At 60.3% G+C, this 21,402-nt stretch carries 22 protein-coding genes; 6 read left to right on the forward strand and 16 right to left on the reverse strand.

Annotation, left to right across the window (positions count from 1 at the left end):
- The first annotated feature begins 3 nt into the window (after window positions 1–3).
- The 3 genes from ngg (at window position 4) to ACKLNA_RS19960 (ending at window position 3,288) form a co-directional block, all read left to right on the forward strand.
- Complete coding sequence (gene ngg / locus ACKLNA_RS19950) at window positions 4–1,749, forward strand: N-acetylglutaminylglutamine synthetase (protein WP_408986848.1); 1,746 nt, start codon at window positions 4–6, stop codon at window positions 1,747–1,749.
- 61 nt (window positions 1,750–1,810) lie between these two features.
- Entirely contained in the window at window positions 1,811–3,001 is a 1,191-nt protein-coding gene (locus ACKLNA_RS19955; RefSeq protein WP_134827724.1) for an osmoprotectant NAGGN system M42 family peptidase, read from the forward strand.
- 59 nt (window positions 3,002–3,060) lie between these two features.
- Window positions 3,061–3,288, forward strand: a complete 228-nt coding sequence (locus ACKLNA_RS19960) for a YheU family protein (protein WP_085710893.1) — start codon at window positions 3,061–3,063, stop codon at window positions 3,286–3,288.
- A gap of 6 nt (window positions 3,289–3,294) precedes the next feature.
- Here the strand turns inward: ACKLNA_RS19960 and csrA are convergent, their stop codons facing one another.
- From csrA to ACKLNA_RS19975, 3 genes are all read right to left on the reverse strand, one after another.
- A complete protein-coding gene (gene csrA, locus ACKLNA_RS19965) occupies window positions 3,295–3,480 on the reverse strand; it encodes a carbon storage regulator CsrA (RefSeq protein WP_408986849.1) in 186 nt (61 codons plus the stop codon).
- 136 nt (window positions 3,481–3,616) lie between these two features.
- Window positions 3,617–3,949, reverse strand: a complete 333-nt coding sequence (locus ACKLNA_RS19970; protein ID WP_085710895.1) for a YnfA family protein — start codon at window positions 3,947–3,949, stop codon at window positions 3,617–3,619.
- A gap of 63 nt (window positions 3,950–4,012) precedes the next feature.
- Entirely contained in the window at window positions 4,013–4,828 is an 816-nt protein-coding gene (locus ACKLNA_RS19975) for an SDR family oxidoreductase (RefSeq protein WP_408986850.1), read from the reverse strand.
- A 256-nt stretch (window positions 4,829–5,084) separates the two neighbouring features.
- Here ACKLNA_RS19975 and ACKLNA_RS19980 point away from each other — a divergent pair, with 256 nt between their 5' ends.
- The gene (locus ACKLNA_RS19980; protein WP_408986936.1) at window positions 5,085–5,243 is read left to right on the forward strand and encodes a DUF3309 family protein; all 159 of its coding nucleotides are present in this window, start codon (window positions 5,085–5,087) and stop codon (window positions 5,241–5,243) included.
- Window positions 5,244–5,303: 60 nt separating this feature from the next.
- Here ACKLNA_RS19980 and ACKLNA_RS19985 read toward each other — a convergent pair whose 3' ends face one another.
- The 10 genes from ACKLNA_RS19985 to ACKLNA_RS20030 form a co-directional block, all read right to left on the reverse strand.
- Window positions 5,304–7,397: an LTA synthase family protein gene (locus ACKLNA_RS19985; protein ID WP_085710897.1), complete on the reverse strand. Its 2,094-nt coding sequence runs from the start codon at window positions 7,395–7,397 to the stop codon at window positions 5,304–5,306.
- A 313-nt stretch (window positions 7,398–7,710) separates the two neighbouring features.
- A complete protein-coding gene (locus tag ACKLNA_RS19990; protein WP_085710898.1) occupies window positions 7,711–8,316 on the reverse strand; it encodes an START domain-containing protein in 606 nt (201 codons plus the stop codon).
- Between the two features lie 41 nt (window positions 8,317–8,357).
- Window positions 8,358–8,612 (reverse strand): YkgJ family cysteine cluster protein, encoded by a 255-nt coding sequence (locus ACKLNA_RS19995; protein ID WP_085710899.1) that lies wholly within the window; start codon window positions 8,610–8,612, stop codon window positions 8,358–8,360.
- Window positions 8,613–8,778: 166 nt separating this feature from the next.
- A complete protein-coding gene (locus ACKLNA_RS20000; RefSeq protein ID WP_408986851.1) occupies window positions 8,779–9,258 on the reverse strand; it encodes a translation initiation factor 2 in 480 nt (159 codons plus the stop codon).
- A gap of 78 nt (window positions 9,259–9,336) precedes the next feature.
- The gene (locus ACKLNA_RS20005) at window positions 9,337–10,776 is read right to left on the reverse strand and encodes a PLP-dependent aminotransferase family protein (protein ID WP_003226969.1); all 1,440 of its coding nucleotides are present in this window, start codon (window positions 10,774–10,776) and stop codon (window positions 9,337–9,339) included.
- 200 nt (window positions 10,777–10,976) lie between these two features.
- Complete coding sequence (locus ACKLNA_RS20010; protein WP_085710901.1) at window positions 10,977–11,789, reverse strand: OmpA family protein; 813 nt, start codon at window positions 11,787–11,789, stop codon at window positions 10,977–10,979.
- Window positions 11,786–12,142: a DUF4398 domain-containing protein gene (locus ACKLNA_RS20015; RefSeq protein ID WP_408986852.1), complete on the reverse strand. Its 357-nt coding sequence runs from the start codon at window positions 12,140–12,142 to the stop codon at window positions 11,786–11,788. The genes ACKLNA_RS20010 and ACKLNA_RS20015 overlap by 4 nt, the downstream gene beginning before the upstream one ends.
- 9 nt (window positions 12,143–12,151) lie before the next feature.
- Window positions 12,152–12,988: a substrate-binding periplasmic protein gene (locus ACKLNA_RS20020; protein ID WP_408986853.1), complete on the reverse strand. Its 837-nt coding sequence runs from the start codon at window positions 12,986–12,988 to the stop codon at window positions 12,152–12,154.
- 80 nt (window positions 12,989–13,068) lie between these two features.
- Window positions 13,069–13,998, reverse strand: coding sequence for an electron transfer flavoprotein subunit alpha/FixB family protein (locus ACKLNA_RS20025; RefSeq protein ID WP_408986854.1), 930 nt, complete (start codon window positions 13,996–13,998; stop codon window positions 13,069–13,071).
- Between the two features lie 2 nt (window positions 13,999–14,000).
- Window positions 14,001–14,750 (reverse strand): electron transfer flavoprotein subunit beta/FixA family protein, encoded by a 750-nt coding sequence (locus ACKLNA_RS20030; RefSeq protein ID WP_007950859.1) that lies wholly within the window; start codon window positions 14,748–14,750, stop codon window positions 14,001–14,003.
- A gap of 525 nt (window positions 14,751–15,275) precedes the next feature.
- Here ACKLNA_RS20030 and ACKLNA_RS20035 point away from each other — a divergent pair.
- Window positions 15,276–16,940 carry an electron transfer flavoprotein-ubiquinone oxidoreductase gene (locus tag ACKLNA_RS20035; RefSeq protein ID WP_134827732.1) on the forward strand — a complete coding sequence of 555 codons (1,665 nt, stop codon included), beginning with the start codon at window positions 15,276–15,278 and terminating at the stop codon, window positions 16,938–16,940.
- A gap of 66 nt (window positions 16,941–17,006) precedes the next feature.
- Here the strand turns inward: ACKLNA_RS20035 and ACKLNA_RS20040 are convergent, their stop codons facing one another.
- On the reverse strand, window positions 17,007–17,897 hold the full coding sequence (locus tag ACKLNA_RS20040) for an AraC family transcriptional regulator N-terminal domain-containing protein (protein ID WP_408986855.1): 891 nt from the start codon (window positions 17,895–17,897) through the stop codon (window positions 17,007–17,009).
- Window positions 17,898–18,088: 191 nt separating this feature from the next.
- On the opposite strand from ACKLNA_RS20040, the gene ACKLNA_RS20045 reads away from it, so the two are divergent.
- Window positions 18,089–19,141 (forward strand): NAD(P)-dependent alcohol dehydrogenase, encoded by a 1,053-nt coding sequence (locus ACKLNA_RS20045; RefSeq protein ID WP_011335405.1) that lies wholly within the window; start codon window positions 18,089–18,091, stop codon window positions 19,139–19,141.
- Here ACKLNA_RS20045 and ACKLNA_RS20050 read toward each other — a convergent pair.
- Together ACKLNA_RS20050 and ACKLNA_RS20055 are read right to left on the reverse strand one after the other, a co-directional pair.
- On the reverse strand, window positions 19,138–19,941 hold the full coding sequence (locus ACKLNA_RS20050) for an IclR family transcriptional regulator (protein ID WP_408986856.1): 804 nt from the start codon (window positions 19,939–19,941) through the stop codon (window positions 19,138–19,140). The two genes, ACKLNA_RS20045 and ACKLNA_RS20050, sit on opposite strands and share 4 nt — an antisense overlap.
- A 60-nt stretch (window positions 19,942–20,001) precedes the next feature.
- Window positions 20,002–21,312: an MFS transporter gene (locus ACKLNA_RS20055; protein ID WP_408986857.1), complete on the reverse strand. Its 1,311-nt coding sequence runs from the start codon at window positions 21,310–21,312 to the stop codon at window positions 20,002–20,004.
- Window positions 21,313–21,402 lie beyond the last annotated feature (90 nt).

The raw sequence follows: 21,402 nt of genomic DNA on the forward strand, positions 1-21,402 counted from the left end.
TCGATGAAACCTCACGCCACGGCTTACAGCCAACGGCTGCTGCGCGGTCAGACACCTTCCTACGAACGTTTACAGGCGCGTCTCGCCGAGGATGGCAACCAACCGAGTGCCGAGCCGATTGCCGTGCATTGCGGCTGGGGCCGGTTGTTGATCGGCCACACCTTTCCCAATCCGTCGAGCCTCGCCCAGGAACTGCTTAACGAGCAGCCCGGCGAGCGCGACATCGCCCTGTACGTGGCCGCGCCGCAGCAGATTCTCGGCCTGGAGCCGACTCAACTGTTTCTCGACCCATCGGACACCCTACGCCTGTGGTTCAGCGATTATCGTCAGGCAACCCGGGTGTTTCGTGGCTTTCGCATCCGTCGCGCGCAAAGCGAAGAGGACTGGCAGTCGATCAATCAGCTGTATCAGGCGCGCGGCATGTTGCCGATCGATGCCACCCTGCTCACCCCGCACCATCAGGGCGGGCCGGTGTACTGGCTGGCTGAAGACGAAGACAGCGGCGCAGTGATCGGCAGCGTCATGGGCCTCAATCATCAGAAGGCTTACAACGACCCGGAAAACGGCAGCAGCCTCTGGTGCCTGGCGGTCGATCCGCAGTGTTCGCGTCCCGGGGTCGGCGAAGTGCTGGTGCGGCACCTGATCGAACACTTCATGAGTCGCGGTTTGAGCTACCTGGATCTGTCGGTGTTGCACGATAACCGTCAGGCGAAGAACCTCTACGCCAAACTCGGCTTTCGTAACCTTTCGACCTTCGCCATCAAGCGCAAGAACGGCATCAATCAGCCGCTGTTTCTCGGGCCCGGGCCAGAGGCCGATTTCAATCCCTACGCGCGGATCATCGTCGAGGAAGCCCATCGACGTGGCATCGACGTGCAAGTGGACGATGCCGATGCCGGGCTGTTCACCCTCAGCCACGGCGGGCGTCGGGTGCGTTGCCGCGAATCCCTGAGCGACCTGACCAGTGCCATCAGCATGAATCTGTGTCAGGACAAAAGCCTGACCCATAAAGTGCTGAAAAACGCCGGGTTGAATGTGCCGTCACAGCAACTGGCGGCGAACGCGGACGACAATCTGGCGTTTCTCGACGAGCATCAGCGGGTGGTGGTCAAGCCGCTGGATGGCGAGCAAGGTCAGGGCGTGGCCGTTGACCTGCAAAGCATTGAAGAAGTGCAACAAGCGATCGATTCAGCGAAACAGTTTGACAGCCGCGTGCTGCTCGAAAGCTTCCACGAAGGCCTCGACCTGCGGATTCTGGTGATCGGTTTCGACGTGGTCGCAGCCGCGATCCGCCGGCCGGCCGAGGTGGTCGGCGACGGTCATCACTCCATCGGCGCGCTGATCGAAGCCCAGAGCCGCCGCCGGCAAGCGGCCACCGGCGGCGAAAGCAAAATCCCGCTGGACCACGAAACCCAGCGCACGTTGCACGCGGCGGGTTACGACTACAGCAGCATCCTGCCGGCCGGCGAGCATCTGTTCGTGCGGCGTACGGCGAATCTGCACACCGGCGGCACTCTGGAGGACGTCACGGCGATTCTGCATCCGACCCTGGTCGATGCCGCCGTGCGCGCGGCGCGAGCGCTGGACATTCCGATGGTCGGGCTCGACCTGATGGTGCCTGCCGCCGATCAGCCGGAATACGTGTTCATCGAAGCCAACGAACGGGCGGGCCTGGCCAACCATGAGCCGCAGCCGACGGCCGAACGGTTTGTGGATCTGTTGTTTCCACACAGTCAGCCGGCCGTTTGATCTCTCTTCTGCGTCATTCCCGCACCCAACGCGGGAATGGCGCTCCGCAACAGGAGTTTCCATGACCACCCAAATTCCCGAACCGGATCTGAACTACCTGCAAAAAGTCCTGCTGGAAATGCTCGCCATTCCCAGCCCCACCGGGTTCACCGACACCATCGTGCGTTACGTCGCCGAGCGTCTGGAGGAACTCGGCATCCCCTTCGAAATGACCCGACGCGGCACGATTCGCGCCACCCTCAAGGGCAAGAAAAACAGCCCCGACCGCGCCGTATCGGCGCACCTGGACACCATCGGTGCGGCCGTGCGCGCGGTGAAGGACAACGGCCGTCTGACCCTGGCGCCGGTCGGTTGCTGGTCGAGCCGTTTCGCCGAAGGCAGCCGCGTCAGCCTGTTTACCGACAACGGCGTGATCCGTGGCAGCGTGTTGCCGCTGATGGCGTCCGGGCATGCCTTCAACACGGCCGTGGACGAGATGCCGATCAGCTGGGATCACGTGGAACTGCGTCTGGACGCCTACTGCGCGACACGCGCCGATTGCGATTCGCTGGGTATCTGCGTGGGGGATGTGGTGGCGTTCGATCCGCTGCCGGAATTCACCGAAAGCGGCCACATCAGCGCCCGTCACCTCGATGACAAGGCAGGGGTCGCGGCGCTGCTCGCAGCGCTGAAGGCCATCGTCGACAGCGGTCAGGAGTTGATGATCGATTGCCATCCGCTGTTCACCATCACCGAGGAAACCGGCAGCGGCGCGGCGGCGGCCCTGCCGTGGGATGTCAGCGAGTTCGTCGGGATCGACATCGCGCCGGTTGCGCCCGGCCAGCACTCCAGCGAGCACGCGGTGAGCGTGGCGATGCAGGATTCCGGCGGGCCGTATGACTATCACTTGTCACGGCATCTGCTGCGTCTGGCTGGCGAAAACGAGTTGCCGGTGCGGCGCGACCTGTTCCGCTACTACTTCAGCGACGCCCATTCGGCGGTCACCGCCGGTCACGACATCCGCACCGCCCTGCTGGCCTTCGGTTGCGACGCGACCCACGGCTACGAACGCACGCACATCGACAGCCTCGCCGCACTCAGTCGTCTGCTGGGGGCGTACATCCTGAGCCCGCCGGTATTCGCCAGCGATGCGCAACCGGCCAACGCGTCACTGGATCGCTTCAGTCACCAGATCGAACACGAGACACAAATGGAAAGCGACACCCGGGTGCCCTCGGTGGACAGTCTGGTGGGGCAACGCGCGGACAGTTGAGTCTGGCCCTCGGCGATCATTCGCCGTAGCATCCCGACATTGATTTTGCCGAGGTGCCCATGTTGATTCCCTACGACGCGCTCGAAGTCGACACCCTGACCCGCCTGATCGAGGATTTCGTCACCCGCGACGGCACCGACAACGGTGACGACACCCCGCTGGAAACCCGCGTGTTGCGGGTTCGCCAGGCCCTGATCAAGGGGCAGGCGCTGATCGTCTTCGATCCGGAAAGCGAGCAATGCCAATTGATGCTCAAGCACGACGTGCCCAAGCACCTGTTCGACTGAAAACGGTCAGCGGCCCTTGCCGCTGGCCTGCTTGTGCTGGATCCGCTCGTAGACTTCGGCACGGTGCACATTGACCTGCTTTGGCGCCTCGACGCCGAATCGCACGCTGGAGCCGTTGACCGCCAGAACACGCAAAGTGATGTTGTCGCCGATGGAAATCAGTTCACCGACGACACGGCTGAGTACAAGCATGAGGGTTGTCCTTCAAGGTTTTCGAGCCTTGAAGATGCGCGGCTTTCGGACGCCCTACAATGCGCGGCGGGCAAATCAGTCAAACCCTACACGCCATGACGCATCAGCCTTCAGACGTTTCCGTCAAACCGGTGTTTCAAGTCGCCGAAAACCGTGGCCCGAACAGAATCACGCTGGCCCCGATCACGCACAAGGCGACACCGATCCAGTCCGATCCCAGCGGACGGATGCGCTCGACCACGGCCAGCCAGCCAATCGAGGCAATGATGTAGATGCCGCCGTAAGCGGCGTAGGCGCGACCGGCGTAGGTCGCTTCAACACGCGTCAACAGCAGCGCAAACAGGGTCAGGCTGAGCAGCGCCGGGATCACCCACAAGGCGCTCTTGCCCTGGCGCAACCACATCCAGAAAGCGAAACAGCCGGCGATTTCAAACAGCGCGGCGAGGAAAAACCACAAGTAGTTGAGCATGCAGATAACTCGTCAGGGTGACTGTGGCGGTCACCCTAACGACGGGGCTTTGGCGGTGCAAGTTCAGCCGTTGTTCTGCTTGGCCTTGGCGCGCATTTTTTCGGCCATCGCGGTCATTTCGTTGTACAGCAGCTGCGGGTTCTTCTGCTTGATCGCCCAGGCCATGCGGCCCTGTTCGTGGGGCAGGATCATGAACTCGCCGGCCGCGACCTGCTGGTAGATGTAGTCGGCAATATCGGCGGCGGTAATCGGCGAACTTTCCAGCAACTTGCCGACCTGGGCTTTCATGGCCGGTGTCGGACCACGGAACGAGTCCAGCAGATTGGTCTGGAAAAACGACGGGCAAACCACATGGACGCCAACTTCCTGTTGGGCCAGTTCGATCAGCAGACTTTCGGACAATGCCACGACGCCAGCCTTGGCCACGTTGTAGTTGCTCATCGCCGGACCTTGCATCAGTGCCGCCATCGAGGCGATGTTGATGATCTTGCCCTTGCTCTGCTCCAGCAGCGGCAGGAAGGCCTTGCAGCCCTTGACCACGCCCATCAGGTTGATCGCGATCTGCCAGTCCCAGTCTTCCAGCGACAGTTCGCTGAAGAATCCGCCCGAGGCCACACCGGCATTGTTGACGATGATGTCGATGCCACCGAACTTCACTTCGCAGGCCTGGGCGAATGCGGTGAGCTGACTGTAATCGCGCACGTCGCAGCGCTGGATGAAACCATCGCCGCCGGCCTCGCGAACGAGTTTGAGGGTTTCCTGCAGGCCCGGCTCACTGACGTCGGACAAGGCCAGTTGCCAGCCTTCACGCGCCCAGCGCAGCGCGATTTCGCGACCCAGGCCGGAGCCCGCACCAGTGATCATCATGCGATTTTGCATAACAGACAGCCTTGTTGTTCCGGGGAAGATGCGCGAAGTGTAGCGAAGGATCCGGAGCGACCCACGCTCCATCAGATTGCTGAATGGCAAGAGCAAACCGTGGCATCGAACGAAATAAGACCGTGAACCAAATACATTAAAAAAACATTGAATTTTCTTTCACGCGCGCCAGTCGGAATTTGTAAGCCGTCTGGATTTAGTTCAACTTCCAGCCGCCCTTGAACAACGAGACTCCTCAGACACTATCAACAAGGAAATCGACATGGGCACAATTCTTATCATTATCCTGATCCTGTTGCTGATCGGTGGTCTGCCGGTCTTCCCGCACTCCAGAAGTTGGGGTTACGGTCCTTCGGGCATTATCGGCGTAGTGCTGATTGTACTGTTGGTGCTGCTGTTGCTCGGCCGCATATGACGTTTTGACCGAAAAAAAAAGAGGCCCTGAAAAGGGCCTCTTTTTTATTGCGCGGAATGATCAGTCCGGCTTGCCGTTAATCACACCGGCGGTGTTGTCGAGCAGGCTCTTGGTAGCCGTCTGCAGGAACGCTTCGAGCTTGAGTTTCAGCTCGGCAGTACGCGGTGCATCCGGAATGATTTCAGCCGAAGGATTCGCGCCCAGTTGGTACTGGTAGATCTTCGGCGCCATTTCCTTTTCTTTCGGCAGTACCAGAATCTGGTCAGCGGTCACGATGGCAGTGGTCTGCTCGCTGCCCGACGGCTTGATCACACCGAAACCGGTGTCGCCTGCCGGCAGGTTGAGCAGGTCACGACCCCAGCACTGATGACGCACTTCGCCACCCAGACGACCCATGATGGTCGGCACGATGTCGATCTGGGTACCCACGGTGTGGTCACGGGTACCGAATTTTTCCTGGATGCCCGGTGCGATCATCAGCATCGGTACGTTGAAACGGCCCAGGTCCATTTCGGTGATCTGACGCTCGTTGCCGAAGCCGTGGTCGCCGACGATGACGAACAGGGTTTCCTTGAAGTAAGGCTCCTTGCGGGCCTTCTCGAAGAACTGGCCCAGTGCCCAGTCTGCGTAACGCATGGCGGTCAGGTGCTCGTTGAGCGTGCCACGGTCGGTCACGCGCTCGACCGGCAATGGCGTCGGCAAGGCGTACGGCGTGTGGTTGGACAGGGTTTGCAGCAGCGCGTAGAACGGCTTGCCGTTTTCCCGTGCCTTCAGTTCCACCAGACCGCGGTCGAACATGTCCTGGTCGGACACGCCCCAGGTCGGATCGGAGAACACCGGGTTGACGAAGTCATTGCGGCCAACGAAGTTGGTCATGCCCTGGTTGCTGAAGAAACCGGACTGGTTGTCCCAGGCAAAGTCACCGTTGTAGACGTAGACGTCGTCATACTTGCGGGCGCTGAGCAGCTGCGGCAGGCCGGACAGTTTGTGACTGCCTTCCGGGGTCTGCATCAGGTATTCGAAACCCGGCAGGTTCGGGAAGCACGCCATGGTGGCGAACATGCCCTGGTGGGTATGGGTACCGTTGGAGAAGAAGCGGTCGAACAGCAGGCCTTCCTTCGACAGTTTGTCGAGGTACGGCGTGATGTTGCCCGGCGCGCCAAGGGCGCCCACCGAGTGACCGGCCATGCTTTCCATCAGGATCACGACAACGTTCTTGATCGGCAGGGTCTTGTCGGCTGGCGGCGTGTAGTCACGACGCACGGCGGCGATGTCGGCGTCGACCAGTTTGTCGTCCGGCATCACCAGCATGTCGCGCACGACTTTCTGTGCCTGATCCTGAGGCAGAGTGGCTTTCCAGATGTTGTTGCGGTCTTCACCCATGCGGTCCTTGGCTGCCGCAATCAGCGACAGGGTGCCATTGAGGCCGAGCTGGTTGGCGAAGTTCGATTCGGTGGTGTACACGTCACCCCAACGCAGCGGCGGGCCCTGACGCAGGGTACCGCGCACGGCAACCACACAGATCAGCAGGCACACCACGAACACCGCCAGACGCGCATACCATGGCGCCACCTGACGAGTGCCGACGTTGCCGCCGCTGAACGGGCCACGCGGACGGGTCAGACGGTCGGCGCCCTTGAACGCCAGCGTCAGGATCACCGTGCCCACGGCCCACGCCAGCAGGTAACGCACCACCGGGAAACCGTACCAGAGCATGCTCATCACGGTTTTCGGGTCTTCCTTCACGTACTGGAACACCAGGCCGTTGAGGCGCTGGTGGAACTCACGGTAGAAGTCCATCTCCATCAGGCCGAGGAACAGCGCGATGCTGGAGGTTACGGTCAGCCACAAACGGAAGAAGCCGCGTGCGGCCATGGCCCGGGCACTGAACAGCGCCAGCACCATCGGAACGCAGAGGTAGACCACCAGGCGCAGGTCGAAACGCAGGCCGTTGGCGAAGGCTTCGAGAAAGGTCGAAGCCGGGGTGTCGAGGATCATCTCGCGGTTGTAGACCAGCAGCGCGAGGCGCAGCACGGAAAACATCACCATCATGACCAGCGCGCACAAGAGCGTGTAGGCCAGATGCGATTTGACGGTCGGTTGCAGCAGGCGACTGGAAGATCGCTGCTGATTCAGGGCGTCCGGGTTTGCCATGTCGTTTTAGGACCCATTGGAAGTTGAAGTTGCAAAAATACAGCTGCGCCCTGCCCTCTGTTGGCCATTCCAGGCCCCGGGGCTTGTGCGGTGCGCAAATGTTGCACGATCACCGGCGGCATTGCCATTGATTACTGCCCCGCAGCCGGACACTTTCATTAAAGGCACGGCATACCCGGACAGATTCAAATTGCGCGGGCGAATTGTCTTGAAGCGTTTGTGAAAATTTCGTGCAACGCATATCCGGAAACACAATATCGCTACAAAACAAAACGCCCCGAGTTCTTCGGGGCGTTTGCAGAGCACGCGACGCTTACTTCTCGGCGCGTTCTTTCAGGGCTTTCAGGGTATTGAACGGTGCGTCGACCACGAACTTGTTGGCAATCATCGACGGCACGCTGCCACCCGGCTCGGTGTGGACCTGGTAGGTCACTTCAACCTGATCGCCCTTTGGCACGAATTTCCAGAAGCCTTTGACCTGAGCGACACGCACAAAGCCTTTTTCTTCCGGCAGGTACTTCGGCACGCCTTCCAGATTGCGGGTCAGGCTGCCATCGGCGCCTTCAACGGTGGTGACGTGCAGGATCGAGTCGCGCGGGGTTACCGGCCATGGCGTGTTGAACTGGGTGTAGGTCCAGCTCTGATCGCCTTCGTGCTTGAGCAGTTTCTGGGTCTTGCACTCGTGAATCCAGGCACAGGCACCGGAGACGTCTTCCTGCAGTGCGCGCAGTTTGGCGACGGTGGTCTTCATCAAGGTCACGCCCTGATACGACTTGTAGTCCGAACCCGGCACTTCGCTCAGGGAGACCTTGATGCCGTCTTCGTTCTTGGCCACTTTCCAGTCTTCAGCCTGGGCAGCCGAAGTGGCCAGCACGGCAGTCAAACCACACAACACAGCGATACGATGCAGCGAACCCATAGTCTTATTCCTTATTGTTGAAGTTCCGTACGTTTGACACATCACGCCGCCGTCATCTGCTCCCACCAGCCGAGCAGTCTGATCGCCTCTTCCTGACTGCTTCCGCAGACTTCGACATCGGCGCTGAACCCTGAACAGACGGCTGGACGTTCCGGCCGGCCGAAAATGCTGCACAGGTTTTCGACCGAGAGCTGAACGCAACGTTCGCCGGCAGGTTTGCCATCGGGCATGCCTGGAATCGGCGAGCTGATGGAGGGGGCAATGCAACAGGCGCCACAGCCTTCACGGCATTTCATGACGACGAGTTCCTCGCGACGGGCAATGTGTTAAAGGGACGCGGAACAGGGTAACCGCTAAAACGGCTGTTTTAAATTCCCTGAACCGGGGTTTTTACGCAGAAACGAAAGTGACTGACCAGTCTCCGACAAAGCGTCTGGTCTGCGGGTCACGGATCGATTGAATTTACTGCTTGAATTCGAAATCCAGCGCTGCGCCTTCGACTTCACGGCGCTCTTCGTTACGCAGCTGCAACTGCATTTCGTTGCTGAGCAGGCGACCGTTGAGCTGGAAACCGCTGTTCTTCTCGCCGAACATCTGCGGCAGGATCGCCTCGCGCTTGGGCAATGGCACGGCGCCGACCGGTTTCAGCTGCTGAACCATATCCCTGGGCAGACTCAAGTCGAGTTTGGCCGGGGGGAGCGGCGTCTTGACCACTTCACGGGCCGATTTCGACTTTGAGGCGATCGGCGCACGTTTCTTTGCCGGGGCCGCTTTCTTCTGCTGCTTGTCCTTTGCAGGTACGGCTTTCTTGCTGGCCACCGGTTTTTTCACCGTGGAGGCTGCTGTCGGTTTTTCCGAAACGGCAGCGGCCATGACAGCTGGCGCGTGACCGATCATCAACAGACCAAGCAAAACCCAGGCAGCAGGAAAAATCGCTTTCATGGAACCTACAACGCTAACGGCAGAGGGCCATATGCTCGCCTGTTGAACGCCGCATGACAAGCGCGCCTCACTGTCCGTTCAGAAACCGCCGGCCGTTTCCTGACACAGTTGAGTCGCCAGCAGACCCAAAGTCATCAACGCCCGTTCCGCCTCGCGATTCCACGGCGTGCCGCAATTCAGGCGGATACAGTGGTTGAACTGCTCGGTATTACTGAAGATCAACCCGGGCGCGATGCTGATGCCCTGCTGTAACGCGCGGACATGCAATTCCTGGGTGTTGACCCGCCCCGGCAGGCTCACCCAAAGAATGAAACCGCCCGTGGGCCGGGTCATTTGCGTGCCTTCGGGGAAGTACTGCTGCACCGCCAGCTGGAATGCGCTGAGGTTTTTTCGGTATTCCTGGCGGATGTACCGTAAATGCCGGTCATAACCGCCATTTTCCAGATAGGCGGCAATCGCCATTTGCGTGACGCTACAAGCCGAATGCGTGGTGAAAGTCTGCAGACGCTGGATTTCCTGCTGATATTTGCCGGCAATCATCCAGCCCACGCGCACACCCGGCGACAGGGTCTTGGAGAAACTCGAACAGTAAATGACCCGATCCAGCCGGTCGTAGGCCTTGAGGGCCTTGGTGCGACCTTGCTCGAACATCAGTTCGCCATAAATGTCGTCTTCGACGATCTGGATATCGAAGTCCGAGGCCAGACGCAGCAATTGTTTTTGCCGCTCTTCGGGCATGGTGCCACCCAGTGGGTTGCTCAGCCGGGTCGTCAGCACCAGGGCTTTGATCGACCACTGGTTGGCCGCCAGTTGCAGGGCTTCCAGGCTCATGCCGGTGGCCGGGTCGCTGGGGATTTCGATGACTTTCAGGCCCAACAGGTCGGCCAGTTGCAGCAGTCCGTAATAGGTTGGCGATTCGGCGGCGATCAGATCGCCCGGACGGGTCAGCACCCGCAACGACATCTGCAAGGCATCGACACAACCGTGGGTGATCACCACTTCCGACGGATCGACCACCACACCAGCGTCGCGCATGCGGATCGCCACTTGTCGGCGCAACGGCTCGAAGCCCGGACTGAACATGTAGCTGAAAGCGCGCGGGCTATGGAATCGGGTGACCTTTGCCAATTGCTGATGCAGCGCGCGTACTGGCAAGTAATCGACACTCGGCACCGCCGCGCCCAACGGGAACACGCCTTCGCGGCGCGACTCGACCAATACTTGCTGAATGATGCTGGCGCGGGTGACCAAGCCTGGTCGTTCGACCCGGGCAATGTCCGGGGTCGGTGCAGTCAGGGCCGGCGTCTGGTGTACGTAGTAACCGGATTGCGGCCGTGCACGGATCAGCCCCTGATCCTCGAGGTTGGCGTAAGCCTGCAACACAGTGGCATGGCTGACGTTGAGCTGCGAACTCATCTTGCGCACCGAAGGCACGCGCTCGCCCGGTTGATAGACGCCACGGCGGATGTCTTCGGCCAGCTGTTGAGCAATACGTTGGTAGAGCAAGAGATTGGTCATGACGCAGCACTCGATATCACGGGCGTTTTATTTTTGTGTGAACAATACCGGAACAGTTCTGAAGTGTACTGGGACAGTTGCCATATTAGTCAACCATACAGTCCAGTGTCGGATAAATCTGTACTGCTTTGTGAGGTAATCGACAGACGTAAAAAAGCCCGGCGCTGCATGACAGGCCGGGCTTTCCAGTAACGCCACCCTCAGCGGGCGGCGCCGAGCTGGCCCTTTTCGTCGGAGAACACGATTTCCACCCGACGGTTCTGTGCTCGCCCACGCTCGGAAGCGTTGGCGTCCACCGGGTATTCGTCACCGTAGCCTTCGACCTGAATGCGTTTTTCGTCGATGCCCAGGTCGGTCAACACATCAGCTACCGACTGTGCACGGTCACGGGACAGCTTGAGGTTTTCCTGCTTGCCGCCAGTGCTGTCGGTGTATCCCTCGATACGCACCACACGTTTCGGATTGAGTTGCAGGAACTGCACGATCTTCAGGACCACGCGATTGGCCGAATTCTTCAGCTCCGCCTCGCCGGTGTCGAACAATACGTCACCCAAGGTCATTACCAGACCACGGTCGGTCTGGGTGGTGGCCAAAGCGACAATCTGTTCTTCCAGCCATTTGCCCTGCTGCTGCACGCTCAACAGTTTGGACTCGCGCAGTGCCAGTTGCAGGCGTTGACGCTCAAGCTCCAGCTTCGCCGCGCGCTCTTCGTTGAGTACCAGGTTGGTGTGCTCGCGGGCGATCTGGCTGTAGCGCTGGCTCAGATAGGAGTAATGCGCCACGTCCGAGCCACTGCCCCAATATGTAGAAAGGCGATCGGCGCGGGCCAGGGATTCACCGGCACGGATCACGTCTTTTGGCGCGATACGCAGCACATTGGAATCTTCCTTGACCTTCTGGAAGTCAGCGCTGGCTTCCTGCAAGGCGGTTTCGCTGTGTTGACCGGCGCAACCGTAAAGGCTGGCGCAACCCACGAGGATCAGAGTGCCGAAGGCTTTTGAAGTCAGCTTCATTGGGCATCCCCCAGTTGCTTGCGCAGGCGGACGATGCGGGTGTTGAGCACGTTCAGCTGCTCTTCGCTCTTCTGGGTCAGCACCTTGGCTTCGGCCAGACGTGCATCCAGCTCGGCCTGTTCGGCACGCATCCGCGCGTTCTTGAAGGATTCGCCGGCCATGCTGCCCTTGGCCCGGTTGAACTTGTCTTCTGCCAGTTTCATTTCCGGCACTTCGTCGGCGGTGGCGCCGACGGCCTTGGCCTGCTCCAGCGCCTGTTCGGTCAGGCGCATTTGTTCATTGGGTGCCGGATCGCTGGCACAACCGGTCAGGGCCAGAACGGCCAGGGCCGTGAAAAGAACTCGATTACTCACTAAGAATCCCTACTGTTTTGGGGCGCTGACAGGTTGTTGCGGCGGCTGTTGCTGCTGCGCCTTCCAGCGCTCGATGTTGCGTTGCAGCGCGGCTTCCGTCAGGCCGGACGCGGGCAATTCTGTCATCTTTTTGGCCAGCTGTCCGCGCAACCACGGATCGTTGCAGGCCGAGTTGTGGGAAAGCGCCAGGAACAGACCGGGCCGGTCAATCGGTTGCTCGAAGGCCAGCAGATCATTGGCCATGCCCAATGCCTGCGCGGCCGCCATCCCCGAGTAGCGGCCGGCGAGTACATATTCCACCTCGCCCAGCAGAAGTTTCTGCAGGGCCTGAGTGAGGTTTGCCGTACGGGTCAGGGTCAATTGCTTCTCGGCGAAAGTATTGAATGCCTGGGTCATTCGAGACTTTTCCGACAATCCTCCTTGATGGCCCTGAAGATCCTTGGCTTCGCTGTAGACCAGGGTCGAGCCCTTGCGGGTCCACACCAGATAGTCGTTTTCCAGCAGTGGCGGATGGATGTAGTCGAGGTTTTCCAGCTCGTTGAAGGCCAGCGGCGCGTCGGCCAGCATGTCCATGCGCCCGCTGCGCACTTCGTCGAGGGCCTGCGAGCGCTTGCCGGCATACAGCAGTTCGACCTTGATGCCCAGATCCTTCGCCACTAGCTGCAACAGGTCGGCACTGGCACCAATCAACTGTTTGGGATTCTGCGGATCCTGCCAGAGATACGGCGGTGCATCGGGGCTGCCGGTGACGACCAGTCGCTCGCATTTGCCCGCTGCCACAGACAACCCCGGCAATAGGCTGGAACACAGCAATAACGAGAAGCCCAACCGGCGATGCAGATCCATGGCGAAACGCTCCCACTCAAATCCGAGACAAAAAAAAGCCCGACCAACAGGCCGGGCTCTTTATAAGTGAAGCCGCCGGATTAGACCAGCTTCTCCAGCTCAGGTACGGCTTCGAACAGATCCGCCACCAGGCCGTAATCGGCCACCTGGAAGATCGGCGCTTCTTCGTCCTTGTTGATCGCTACGATCACTTTGGAGTCTTTCATGCCGGCCAGGTGCTGGATCGCGCCGGAGATACCGACGGCGATGTACAGCTGAGGCGCAACGATCTTGCCGGTCTGACCGACCTGCATGTCGTTCGGTACGAAACCTGCGTCGACCGCGGCGCGGGAAGCACCCACAGCGGCACCCAGCTTGTCGGCCAGGGCGTACAGGTGTTTGAAGTTGTCGCCGTTCTGCATGCCGCGGCCGCCGGAAACGACGATCTTGGCAGCGGTCAGCTCAGGACGATCAGATTTCGCAAGCTCTTCGCTGACGAAGCTGGAAGTGCCGGTGTTGTGAGCAGCGGCGACCGCTTCAACGGCAGCCGAACCACCTTCAGCAGCAACCGGATCGAAACCGGTGGCACGCACGGTGATCACTTTGATCGCAGCAGTCGATTGCACGGTAGCGATGGCGTTACCGGCGTAGATCGGACGCTTGAAGGTGTCAGCGCTTTCGACCGAGATGATCTCGGAGATCTGGTCAACGTCCAGCTGGGCGGCAACGCGCGGCAGGATGTTTTTGCCGTTGGAAGTGGCGGCAGCCAGGATGTGGCTGTAACCCTTGCCCAGTTCGGCAACCAGCGGAGCAACGTTTTCCGGCAGCTGATGCGCGTAGGCAGCATTGTCGGCGTTCAGGACTTTGCTCACGCCAGCGATTTTCGCTGCGGCTTCAGCCACGGCGCCAGCGCCCTGACCTGCGACCAGAACGTGGATGTCGCCACCGATTTTGGCAGCGGCAGCAACAGTGTTCAGGGTGGCCGGAGCCAGCACCTTGTTGTCGTGTTCGGCGATTACCAAGATAGTCATGATTAGATTACCTTCGCTTCGTTTTTCAGTTTCTCGACCAGTTCAGCCACCGACTTGACCTTGATGCCTGCGCTGCGTGCAGCTGGCGCTTCGACTTTCAGGGTCTTGTTGGTGGAGGCGGTGGAAACGCCCAAAGCGTCCGGAGTCAGCGTCTCGAGAGGCTTCTTCTTGGCTTTCATGATGTTTGGCAGGGACGCGTAGCGCGGCTCGTTCAAACGCAGGTCGGTGGTGACGATCGCTGGCAGTTTCAGGGAAACGGTCTGCGCGCCGCCGTCGATTTCGCGGGTCACGGCAACGCTGTCGCCGGAGACTTCGACTTTCGAGGCGAAAGTGCCCTGACCGTAGCCGCTCAGTGCAGCGAGCATCTGGCCGGTCTGGTTGTTGTCGCTGTCGATGGCCTGTTTGCCCAGGATCACCAGCTGAGGCTGTTCCTTGTCGACCACGGCCTTGAGCAGCTTGGCCACAGCCAGGGAAGTCAGGTCTTCAGCGGATTCGACGAGGATGGCGCGGTCGGCACCCAGAGCCAGTGCGGTACGCAGCTGTTCCTGAGCGGTGGACGGGCCGATGGAGACGACGACGATTTCAGTCGCAACGCCTTTTTCTTTCAGGCGTACGGCTTCTTCCACTGCGATTTCGCAGAACGGGTTCATCGACATCTTGACGTTGGCGAGGTCTACGCCGGAATTGTCCGCCTTGACGCGAACCTTGACGTTGTAATCCACAACGCGTTTGACAGCTACAAGAACCTTCATGGATTCCTCGTTACTCTCCGGTGAAAAGAAAGTCGCCTAGGCGAACCTGGCGGTTGATGCTCATCGGGCACAAGGGCACCTCCAAAAACGCCGGCTGAGTCGGATGACCGTTCGTCAGTCGTGACCGACGAGTCATGCCGCTTCGCGGTGTGTAAACTGCGCGCCGAACCTGCGCTGCGCATCACCGGATACCGCCTTTGCCCTGTCTTTAGAGGTGCTCTTGAAACCACCATTCAGCCTACGGCGAGCGCAAAACCGCCCGTATCTTGACCGGAACGCCCATTCTGGTCAATACGCCAAAATGCCCTGTCATAAGCCGCGCTTCTTTGATTTCTCTGGGCTGGAGCCGATTCAAACAAACGTTTGTATTGGACGCTAAGAGTGGTGTAGATATAATGCGCCGCCTAGAGAGAAAGGTGGTTTGCCCATTATTAGCCTTGACGTTAACGTAAAGGCAATAACGGATACGACACCGAACCTCCAAATTAGAAAAAAAACTGTTGAGCCTTGAGTAGGAGATAGCCTGTGGAACGCGAATACATGGAATTCGACGTGGTCATCGTCGGTGCCGGCCCCGCTGGCCTGTCCGCCGCCTGCCGTCTGAAGCAGAAGGCCGCCGAAGCCGGTAAGGAAATCAGCGTCTGCGTGGTCGAAAAAGGCTCCGAAGTCGGCGCGCACATCCTGTCCGGTGCCGTATTCGAACCACGGGCCCTGAACGAACTGTTCCCGGACTGGAAAGAACTCGGCGCGCCGCTGAACACTCCTGTCACCCGCGATGACATTTTCGTGCTGAAAAACGCCGAAAGCGCGCAGAAGATTCCAGACTTCTTTGTGCCCAAGACCATGCACAACGAAGGTAACTACATTATCTCCCTCGGCAACCTGTGCCGCTGGCTCGCTCAGCAGGCCGAGAACCTGGGCGTGGAAATCTACCCGGGCTTCGCCGCTCAGGAAGCCCTGATCGATGAAAACGGCGTGGTACGCGGGATCATCACCGGTGACCTCGGCGTCGACCGCGAAGGCCATCCGAAAGAAGGCCTGTACACCCCGGGCATGGAACTGCGTGGCAAATACACGCTGTTCGCCGAAGGTTGCCGTGGCCACATCGGCAAGCAATTGATCAAGCGCTACAACCTCGACAGCGATGCCGACGCCCAGCACTACGGCATCGGCCTGAAAGAAATCTGGGAAATCGACCCGGCCAAACACCAGCCAGGCCTGGTGGTGCACACTGCCGGTTGGCCGATGGACATCATGGGCACCGAGAACACCGGCGGCTCGTTCCTCTATCACCTGGAAAACAACCAGGTTGTAGTCGGCCTGATCGTCGATCTGTCCTACAGCAACACCTACCTGTCGCCGTTCGACGAATTCCAGCGCCTCAAGCATCACCCGGTGCTCAAGCAGTACCTGGAAGGCGGCAAGCGCATCAGCTACGGCGCACGTGCGATCTGCAAGGGCGGCCTGAACTCGCTGCCGAAAATGGTGTTCAAGGGCGGCGCGCTGATCGGTTGCGACCTCGGCACCCTGAACTTCGCCAAGATCAAGGGCAGTCACACCGCGATGAAGTCCGGCATGCTCGCCGCTGAATCCGTGGCTGACGCGCTGTTCGCTGACAAGGACGGCAGCGAAGAGCTGACCACCTACGTCGACGCCTTCAAGAAGAGCTGGCTCTACGAAGAACTGTTCGCCAGCCGCAACTTCGGCCCGGCGATCCACAAGTTCGGCGCCATCGTCGGCGGCGGTTTCAACTGGCTGGACCAGAACATCTTCGGCGGCAAACTGCCGTTCACCCTGCACGACACCAAGCCGGACTACGCCTGCCTCAAGCTTGCGGCCGACTGCAAGAAGATCGACTACCCGAAACCCGACGGCAAGATCAGCTTCGACAAACTGAGCTCGGTGTTCATCTCCGGTACCAACCATGAAGAAGAACAGCCGTGCCACCTGAAGCTGACCGACCCGACTATCCCGTTGAGCCGCAACCTGCCGATGTACGACGAACCGGCGCAGCGTTACTGCCCGGCCGGCGTGTATGAAGTGATCACCAAGGAAGACGGCGAGAAGCGTTTCCAGATCAACGCCCAGAACTGCGTGCACTGCAAGACCTGTGACATCAAGGATCCTTCGCAGAACATCACCTGGGTGACGCCGGAAGGCGCCGGCGGCCCGACTTACCCGAACATGTAAGTCGAACTGCTGAACATCAAGGCTCCCTGTATGGGGGCCTTTTTGTTGCCCGCGATTTGTGAAGGATCAAGCCGCCCGCTCATCCCCCGGGCTGCGCTCGAAATAACGCTTGTACTCGCGACTGAACTGCGACGTACTCTGATACCCCACCCGATGCGCCACCTGTGCAACCCCCAATCCCTCAACGATCAACAGTGTCTGCGCCTTCAACAAACGTAAACGCTTCAGATACTGCACCGGCGACAGCAACGTGCTGCGTTTGAAGTGTTCGTGAAAAGTCGAAACACTCATGTTCGCGCAACCGGCCAATGTCTCGACATTCAACGGCTCGGTGTAATGCGCATGTAGATGACTGATCGACGCCGCGACCCGGGCAAACTGCCCCTGCTGCTCCACCAGTGCCCGCAACACATCAGCCTGGGGACCGCGCAACGCGACAAACAACAATTCGCGCACCCGTGCCGGTCCCAGAATCTGGCACTCCAGCGGATCATGCAGGCAGCGCAGCAAGCGTTCGACGCAACCGCGCATGTCATCGTCGAGCACCACCGAGGTCATCGACTCCGGGGTCTGCGCCGGAATGTGCCGCCCCGGCGCCAGCCCCATGGCCAGCACCAGTTCACCGAGCAGCACCCGGTCGATCGCCACCGATACGCCGAGCAACGGCGCATCCGGCAACGCATAGGTTTCGCACTCGAACGGCACCGGCAGGGCCTGGATCAGGTAATGCCCGGCGCCGTATTCCATGGTGCGCGGCCCCAGATACGCCAGCTTGCTGCCCTGGGCAATGATCATCAGGCTCGGCTCGTAAATGTGCGGGCCACGGGCAACGTCGCAACTGGCGCGCAGCACCTGCACGCCCGGCAGCCCGGTCTGGCTGTAACCATCGCGCAGCGCCAGTGGTTCGATCAGCGAAACCAGGGTGGCGTTGGCATCAAGGTGACGGGTCAATTGCATCGGGTGGCTCTTCAGAAAAAATCACGGAAAAAGGGATAAAAGCATCATCGCAGATCCTTTTGCCAATGCGACCGATCAACCCCGCATGCCGGAGGATTAGGCATGACACCCGGAGGAATCGCCATGGCCGGACGACCGGACGGCGCCCAGAATGCGCCGCCTCACTTGTCACTGCGTTTGCGAGGTTTCACATGTACACCGCCATCGGCTATGCCGCTCAAACGGCCACCACGCCCCTCGCCCCGATGAAATTCGAACGCCGCAGCCCGCGGGCCGACGACGTCGCCATCGAAATTCTGTACTGCGGCGTCTGCCACTCCGACATCCACCAGGCGCGCAACGAATGGGGCATCGCCGTTTACCCGTTGATGCCCGGCCACGAGATCGTCGGAAAAGTCACCGCCGTCGGTGCGAACGTCACCAAACACAAAGTAGGCGATCTGGTCGGTGTCGGCTGCATGGTCGACTCCTGCCGCACCTGCGAAGCCTGCCAGTCGAACCTCGAGCAATACTGCCTCGAAGGCCCGACCATGACCTACGCCACCCCGGACCGGGTCGACGGCAGCAACACCATGGGCGGTTATTCGGACAGCATCGTGGTCAGCGAACACTTCGTGGTGCGCATTCCCGAGAAGCTGGATCTGGCGGCCGCCGCGCCGATTCTTTGCGCCGGCATCACCACCTACTCGCCACTCAAGCACTACGGCGTGAAGGCCGGCGACAAGGTCGGGATTCTCGGCATGGGCGGCCTCGGCCACATGGGCATCAAGTTCGCCAAGGCCATGGGCGCCGAAGTGACGCTGTTCACCCGTTCGGCGAGCAAGGCCGAGGAAGGTCGTCGCCAGGGCGCCGATCACGTGATCGTCTCCACCGACGAAGAGCAGATGAAAGCTGCGGCGGGTCGCTTCGACTTCCTGCTCGACACCATTCCGGTGCAGCACGATCTCAACCCGTATCTCGATACCCTGCGTTTCGACGGCGTGCACATTCTGGTAGGCCTGATCGAACCGATCGATCCGCCGGTCCACGCCGCCAAACTGGTGCTGGGCCGTCGGGTGCTGGCCGGTTCGTTGATCGGTGGCGTCGCCGAAACCCAGGAAGTGCTGGATTTCTGCGCCGAGCACAACATCAGCTGCGACATCGAAATGCTCGACATCCGCCAGATCAACGAGGCCTATGCCCGCATGATCGCCGGTGATGTGAAGTACCGATTCGTGATCGACATGGCGACTCTGAAGCTTTAAACCTTCAAGCCAAGCTCCGCTGAGAGCCGGGCCGTGACCCCTTTGATCAGGGGAATCAGCTCGGCCATTTTCTCCAGCGGCATGTACGGCACGGTGCTGGCGATGCTGATCGCCGCGACGATGCGCTTGCTCGCGTCGCGGATCGGCGCCGCCACGCAGCGGATCGACGGTTCGTTGTCTTCCAGATCGAACGCGTAGCCGCCGGCCACGTACTCGGTCATCCGCTGCTCCAGTTGCTCCCACGACTGTTGCGGATGCTGCGGCCAGAACTGACTTTTCCCACCCGCCGGCAGACTGATGTCGTACAGCCGCTGCCACTCCTGCGGCGCGTCATCCAGCATCAGCGCCTTGCCGATCCCGGTGCGCGCCAGCGGCATGCGATGGCCGACCCGCGAGCGCATTTCCGGGCCGTTGCGCCCCGGATTCTTCAGCAAATAAAGCACCTCGTCCCCTTCACGAATCCCCAGGTGAACGGTGTCGCCGGTCAGTGCCGACAACTCGTCCAGATAAGGCCCGGCCAACGTCACCAGCGGCAACTCTTCGCGCGCCTGAAAACCCAGTTCAATCAGTTTCGGCCCCAACAGATAACCGACTTGCGGCACGACGCGCAGGTAGCGCTCGTCCACCAGGCAACTGGCCAGACGATGGGTGGTGCTGCGGGTGGTGCCGATCAGGCGGGCAATCTCTTTGAGATCGCGGGCGCCACTGGCGACGGCCTGCACCACACCCAACCCGCGAAGCAGGGTCTGGGTGCCGGTCGGCGCGGCGTCCTTGGCGTTTTTCGGGGCGTCTTCCTGCATATCCAGCCTTTAGCGTTGAGCGAGGGAACGGGCGGCATTATGGTCGCCCGACAGGGACGACTACAACTCGATGCGCTCGACCTTGCCCACCAGCAGCACGTAGGACAAAGCACCGATCAAGGCCAGAACCGCGATGTAGGTGATCGCCGGAGCAAACGAATCGCCGCTGGCCAGGAAGCCGATGACAATCGGCGTGGCAATCGCCGACAGGTTGCCGATGAAGTTGAACACCCCACCGGTCAAGCCCAGCAACCGCGCCGGCGCCAGTGTCGACACCAGCGACCAGGTGATCGACGCCAGCCCGTTGCCAAAAAACGCCAACGCCAGGAAGGCAATTACCAGTGGTGTCGACTCAACGAAGTTGGCGCCGATGATCGAGGTGGAAATCAACAGCCCGCCAATGATCGGCAACTTGCGCGCAAACCCGACGGTGCAACCACGGCGAATCAGGAAGTCGGAAAAGAACCCGGAGCACAGCACGCCGACGAACGCGGCGAGAAACGGCAGCGACGCCAGCAGGCCGGACTTGATGAAGTCCATGCCGCGATACTTCACCAGGTAGGTGGGGAACCACGTCAGGAAAAACCACAGCGTCGAGTTCAGGCAGAACTGGCCGAGGTAAATCCCCCACAACTTGCGCTTGCTGAGGACGATGCCGAGATCGCTCCAGCTGAATTTCGCTTTCACTTTGGCGGTTTCGGCGGCGATATCCACCAGCCCGCCGCCCTCGCGGATCAGGTCGATTTCACCTTCGTTGGCGCCTTTGAAATCACGCGGCTCGCGATACACCGCGTACCAGATTGCCGCCCAGACAATGCCCATCGCACCGGTCACGACAAACACCATGTGCCAGCCAAATTCATGTTGCAGCCACGCCAGCACCGGGGTCAGAAACGCCAGCCCGACAAACTGCCCGGAGGTGTAGAAACCGATGGCCGTAGCTCGTTCGCGCTCGGGAAACCAGGTCGTCACCACGCAGCTATTGATCGGATACGCCGGTGCTTCCAGCGCACCGACCGCCATGCGCAGCACGAACAGGGCGATGAAACTCGCGGCGAATCCGAGCATCACCGTGGCCAGCGACCACAACAGCAGCGCGACGCTGTACAGGATGCGCGGCGGCACCCGATCCACCAGCCAGCCGCCGGGAATCTGCATGGCGGCGTAGGTCCAGCCGAACGCGGAGAAGATCAGCCCGACGTGCACCGGGTCGATGCCCAACTCGGTGGTTAGCGCCGGGGCGGCAATCGACAGATTGCTGCGGTCGAGGTAGTTGATGACCACGGTGATGAACAGCAGCACCATGATGAAAAACCGCTTGCGGCTGGGCGTGACTAATGTCGCTTGCCCGGTGAGGGTTTGCGGTTGCATGGGGAGAACCTCTTCTTGTGTTTATTGAGGTCGAAAGGTATGCAGATCTCCGCTCCCTGGAGATCAACCTGTGGGAGCGAGCTTGCTCGC

It is taken from the genome of Pseudomonas sp. UV AK001, assembly GCF_046097675.1.
GTDB lineage: Bacteria > Pseudomonadota > Gammaproteobacteria > Pseudomonadales > Pseudomonadaceae > Aquipseudomonas > Aquipseudomonas kribbensis.

What these genes read in the sequence shown, in the direction of transcription:
- ngg (WP_408986848.1), top strand. Translation starts at nt 4, where the DNA reads ATGAAACCTCACGCCACGGCTTACAGCCAACGGCTGCTGCGCGGTCAG.
- ACKLNA_RS19955 (WP_134827724.1), top strand. Translation starts at nt 1,811, where the DNA reads ATGACCACCCAAATTCCCGAACCGGATCTGAACTACCTGCAAAAAGTC.
- ACKLNA_RS19960 (WP_085710893.1), top strand. Translation starts at nt 3,061, where the DNA reads ATGTTGATTCCCTACGACGCGCTCGAAGTCGACACCCTGACCCGCCTG.
- csrA (WP_408986849.1), bottom strand. Translation starts at nt 3,480, where the DNA reads ATGCTTGTACTCAGCCGTGTCGTCGGTGAACTGATTTCCATCGGCGAC.
- ACKLNA_RS19970 (WP_085710895.1), bottom strand. Translation starts at nt 3,949, where the DNA reads ATGCTCAACTACTTGTGGTTTTTCCTCGCCGCGCTGTTTGAAATCGCC.
- ACKLNA_RS19975 (WP_408986850.1), bottom strand. Translation starts at nt 4,828, where the DNA reads ATGCAAAATCGCATGATGATCACTGGTGCGGGCTCCGGCCTGGGTCGC.
- ACKLNA_RS19985 (WP_085710897.1), bottom strand. Translation starts at nt 7,397, where the DNA reads ATGGCAAACCCGGACGCCCTGAATCAGCAGCGATCTTCCAGTCGCCTG.
- ACKLNA_RS19990 (WP_085710898.1), bottom strand. Translation starts at nt 8,316, where the DNA reads ATGGGTTCGCTGCATCGTATCGCTGTGTTGTGTGGTTTGACTGCCGTG.
- ACKLNA_RS19995 (WP_085710899.1), bottom strand. Translation starts at nt 8,612, where the DNA reads ATGAAATGCCGTGAAGGCTGTGGCGCCTGTTGCATTGCCCCCTCCATC.
- ACKLNA_RS20000 (WP_408986851.1), bottom strand. Translation starts at nt 9,258, where the DNA reads ATGAAAGCGATTTTTCCTGCTGCCTGGGTTTTGCTTGGTCTGTTGATG.
- ACKLNA_RS20005 (WP_003226969.1), bottom strand. Translation starts at nt 10,776, where the DNA reads ATGACCAATCTCTTGCTCTACCAACGTATTGCTCAACAGCTGGCCGAA.
- ACKLNA_RS20010 (WP_085710901.1), bottom strand. Translation starts at nt 11,789, where the DNA reads ATGAAGCTGACTTCAAAAGCCTTCGGCACTCTGATCCTCGTGGGTTGC.
- ACKLNA_RS20020 (WP_408986853.1), bottom strand. Translation starts at nt 12,988, where the DNA reads ATGGATCTGCATCGCCGGTTGGGCTTCTCGTTATTGCTGTGTTCCAGC.
- ACKLNA_RS20025 (WP_408986854.1), bottom strand. Translation starts at nt 13,998, where the DNA reads ATGACTATCTTGGTAATCGCCGAACACGACAACAAGGTGCTGGCTCCG.
- ACKLNA_RS20030 (WP_007950859.1), bottom strand. Translation starts at nt 14,750, where the DNA reads ATGAAGGTTCTTGTAGCTGTCAAACGCGTTGTGGATTACAACGTCAAG.
- ACKLNA_RS20040 (WP_408986855.1), bottom strand. Translation starts at nt 17,897, where the DNA reads ATGCAATTGACCCGTCACCTTGATGCCAACGCCACCCTGGTTTCGCTG.
- ACKLNA_RS20045 (WP_011335405.1), top strand. Translation starts at nt 18,089, where the DNA reads ATGTACACCGCCATCGGCTATGCCGCTCAAACGGCCACCACGCCCCTC.
- ACKLNA_RS20050 (WP_408986856.1), bottom strand. Translation starts at nt 19,941, where the DNA reads ATGCAGGAAGACGCCCCGAAAAACGCCAAGGACGCCGCGCCGACCGGC.
- ACKLNA_RS20055 (WP_408986857.1), bottom strand. Translation starts at nt 21,312, where the DNA reads ATGCAACCGCAAACCCTCACCGGGCAAGCGACATTAGTCACGCCCAGC.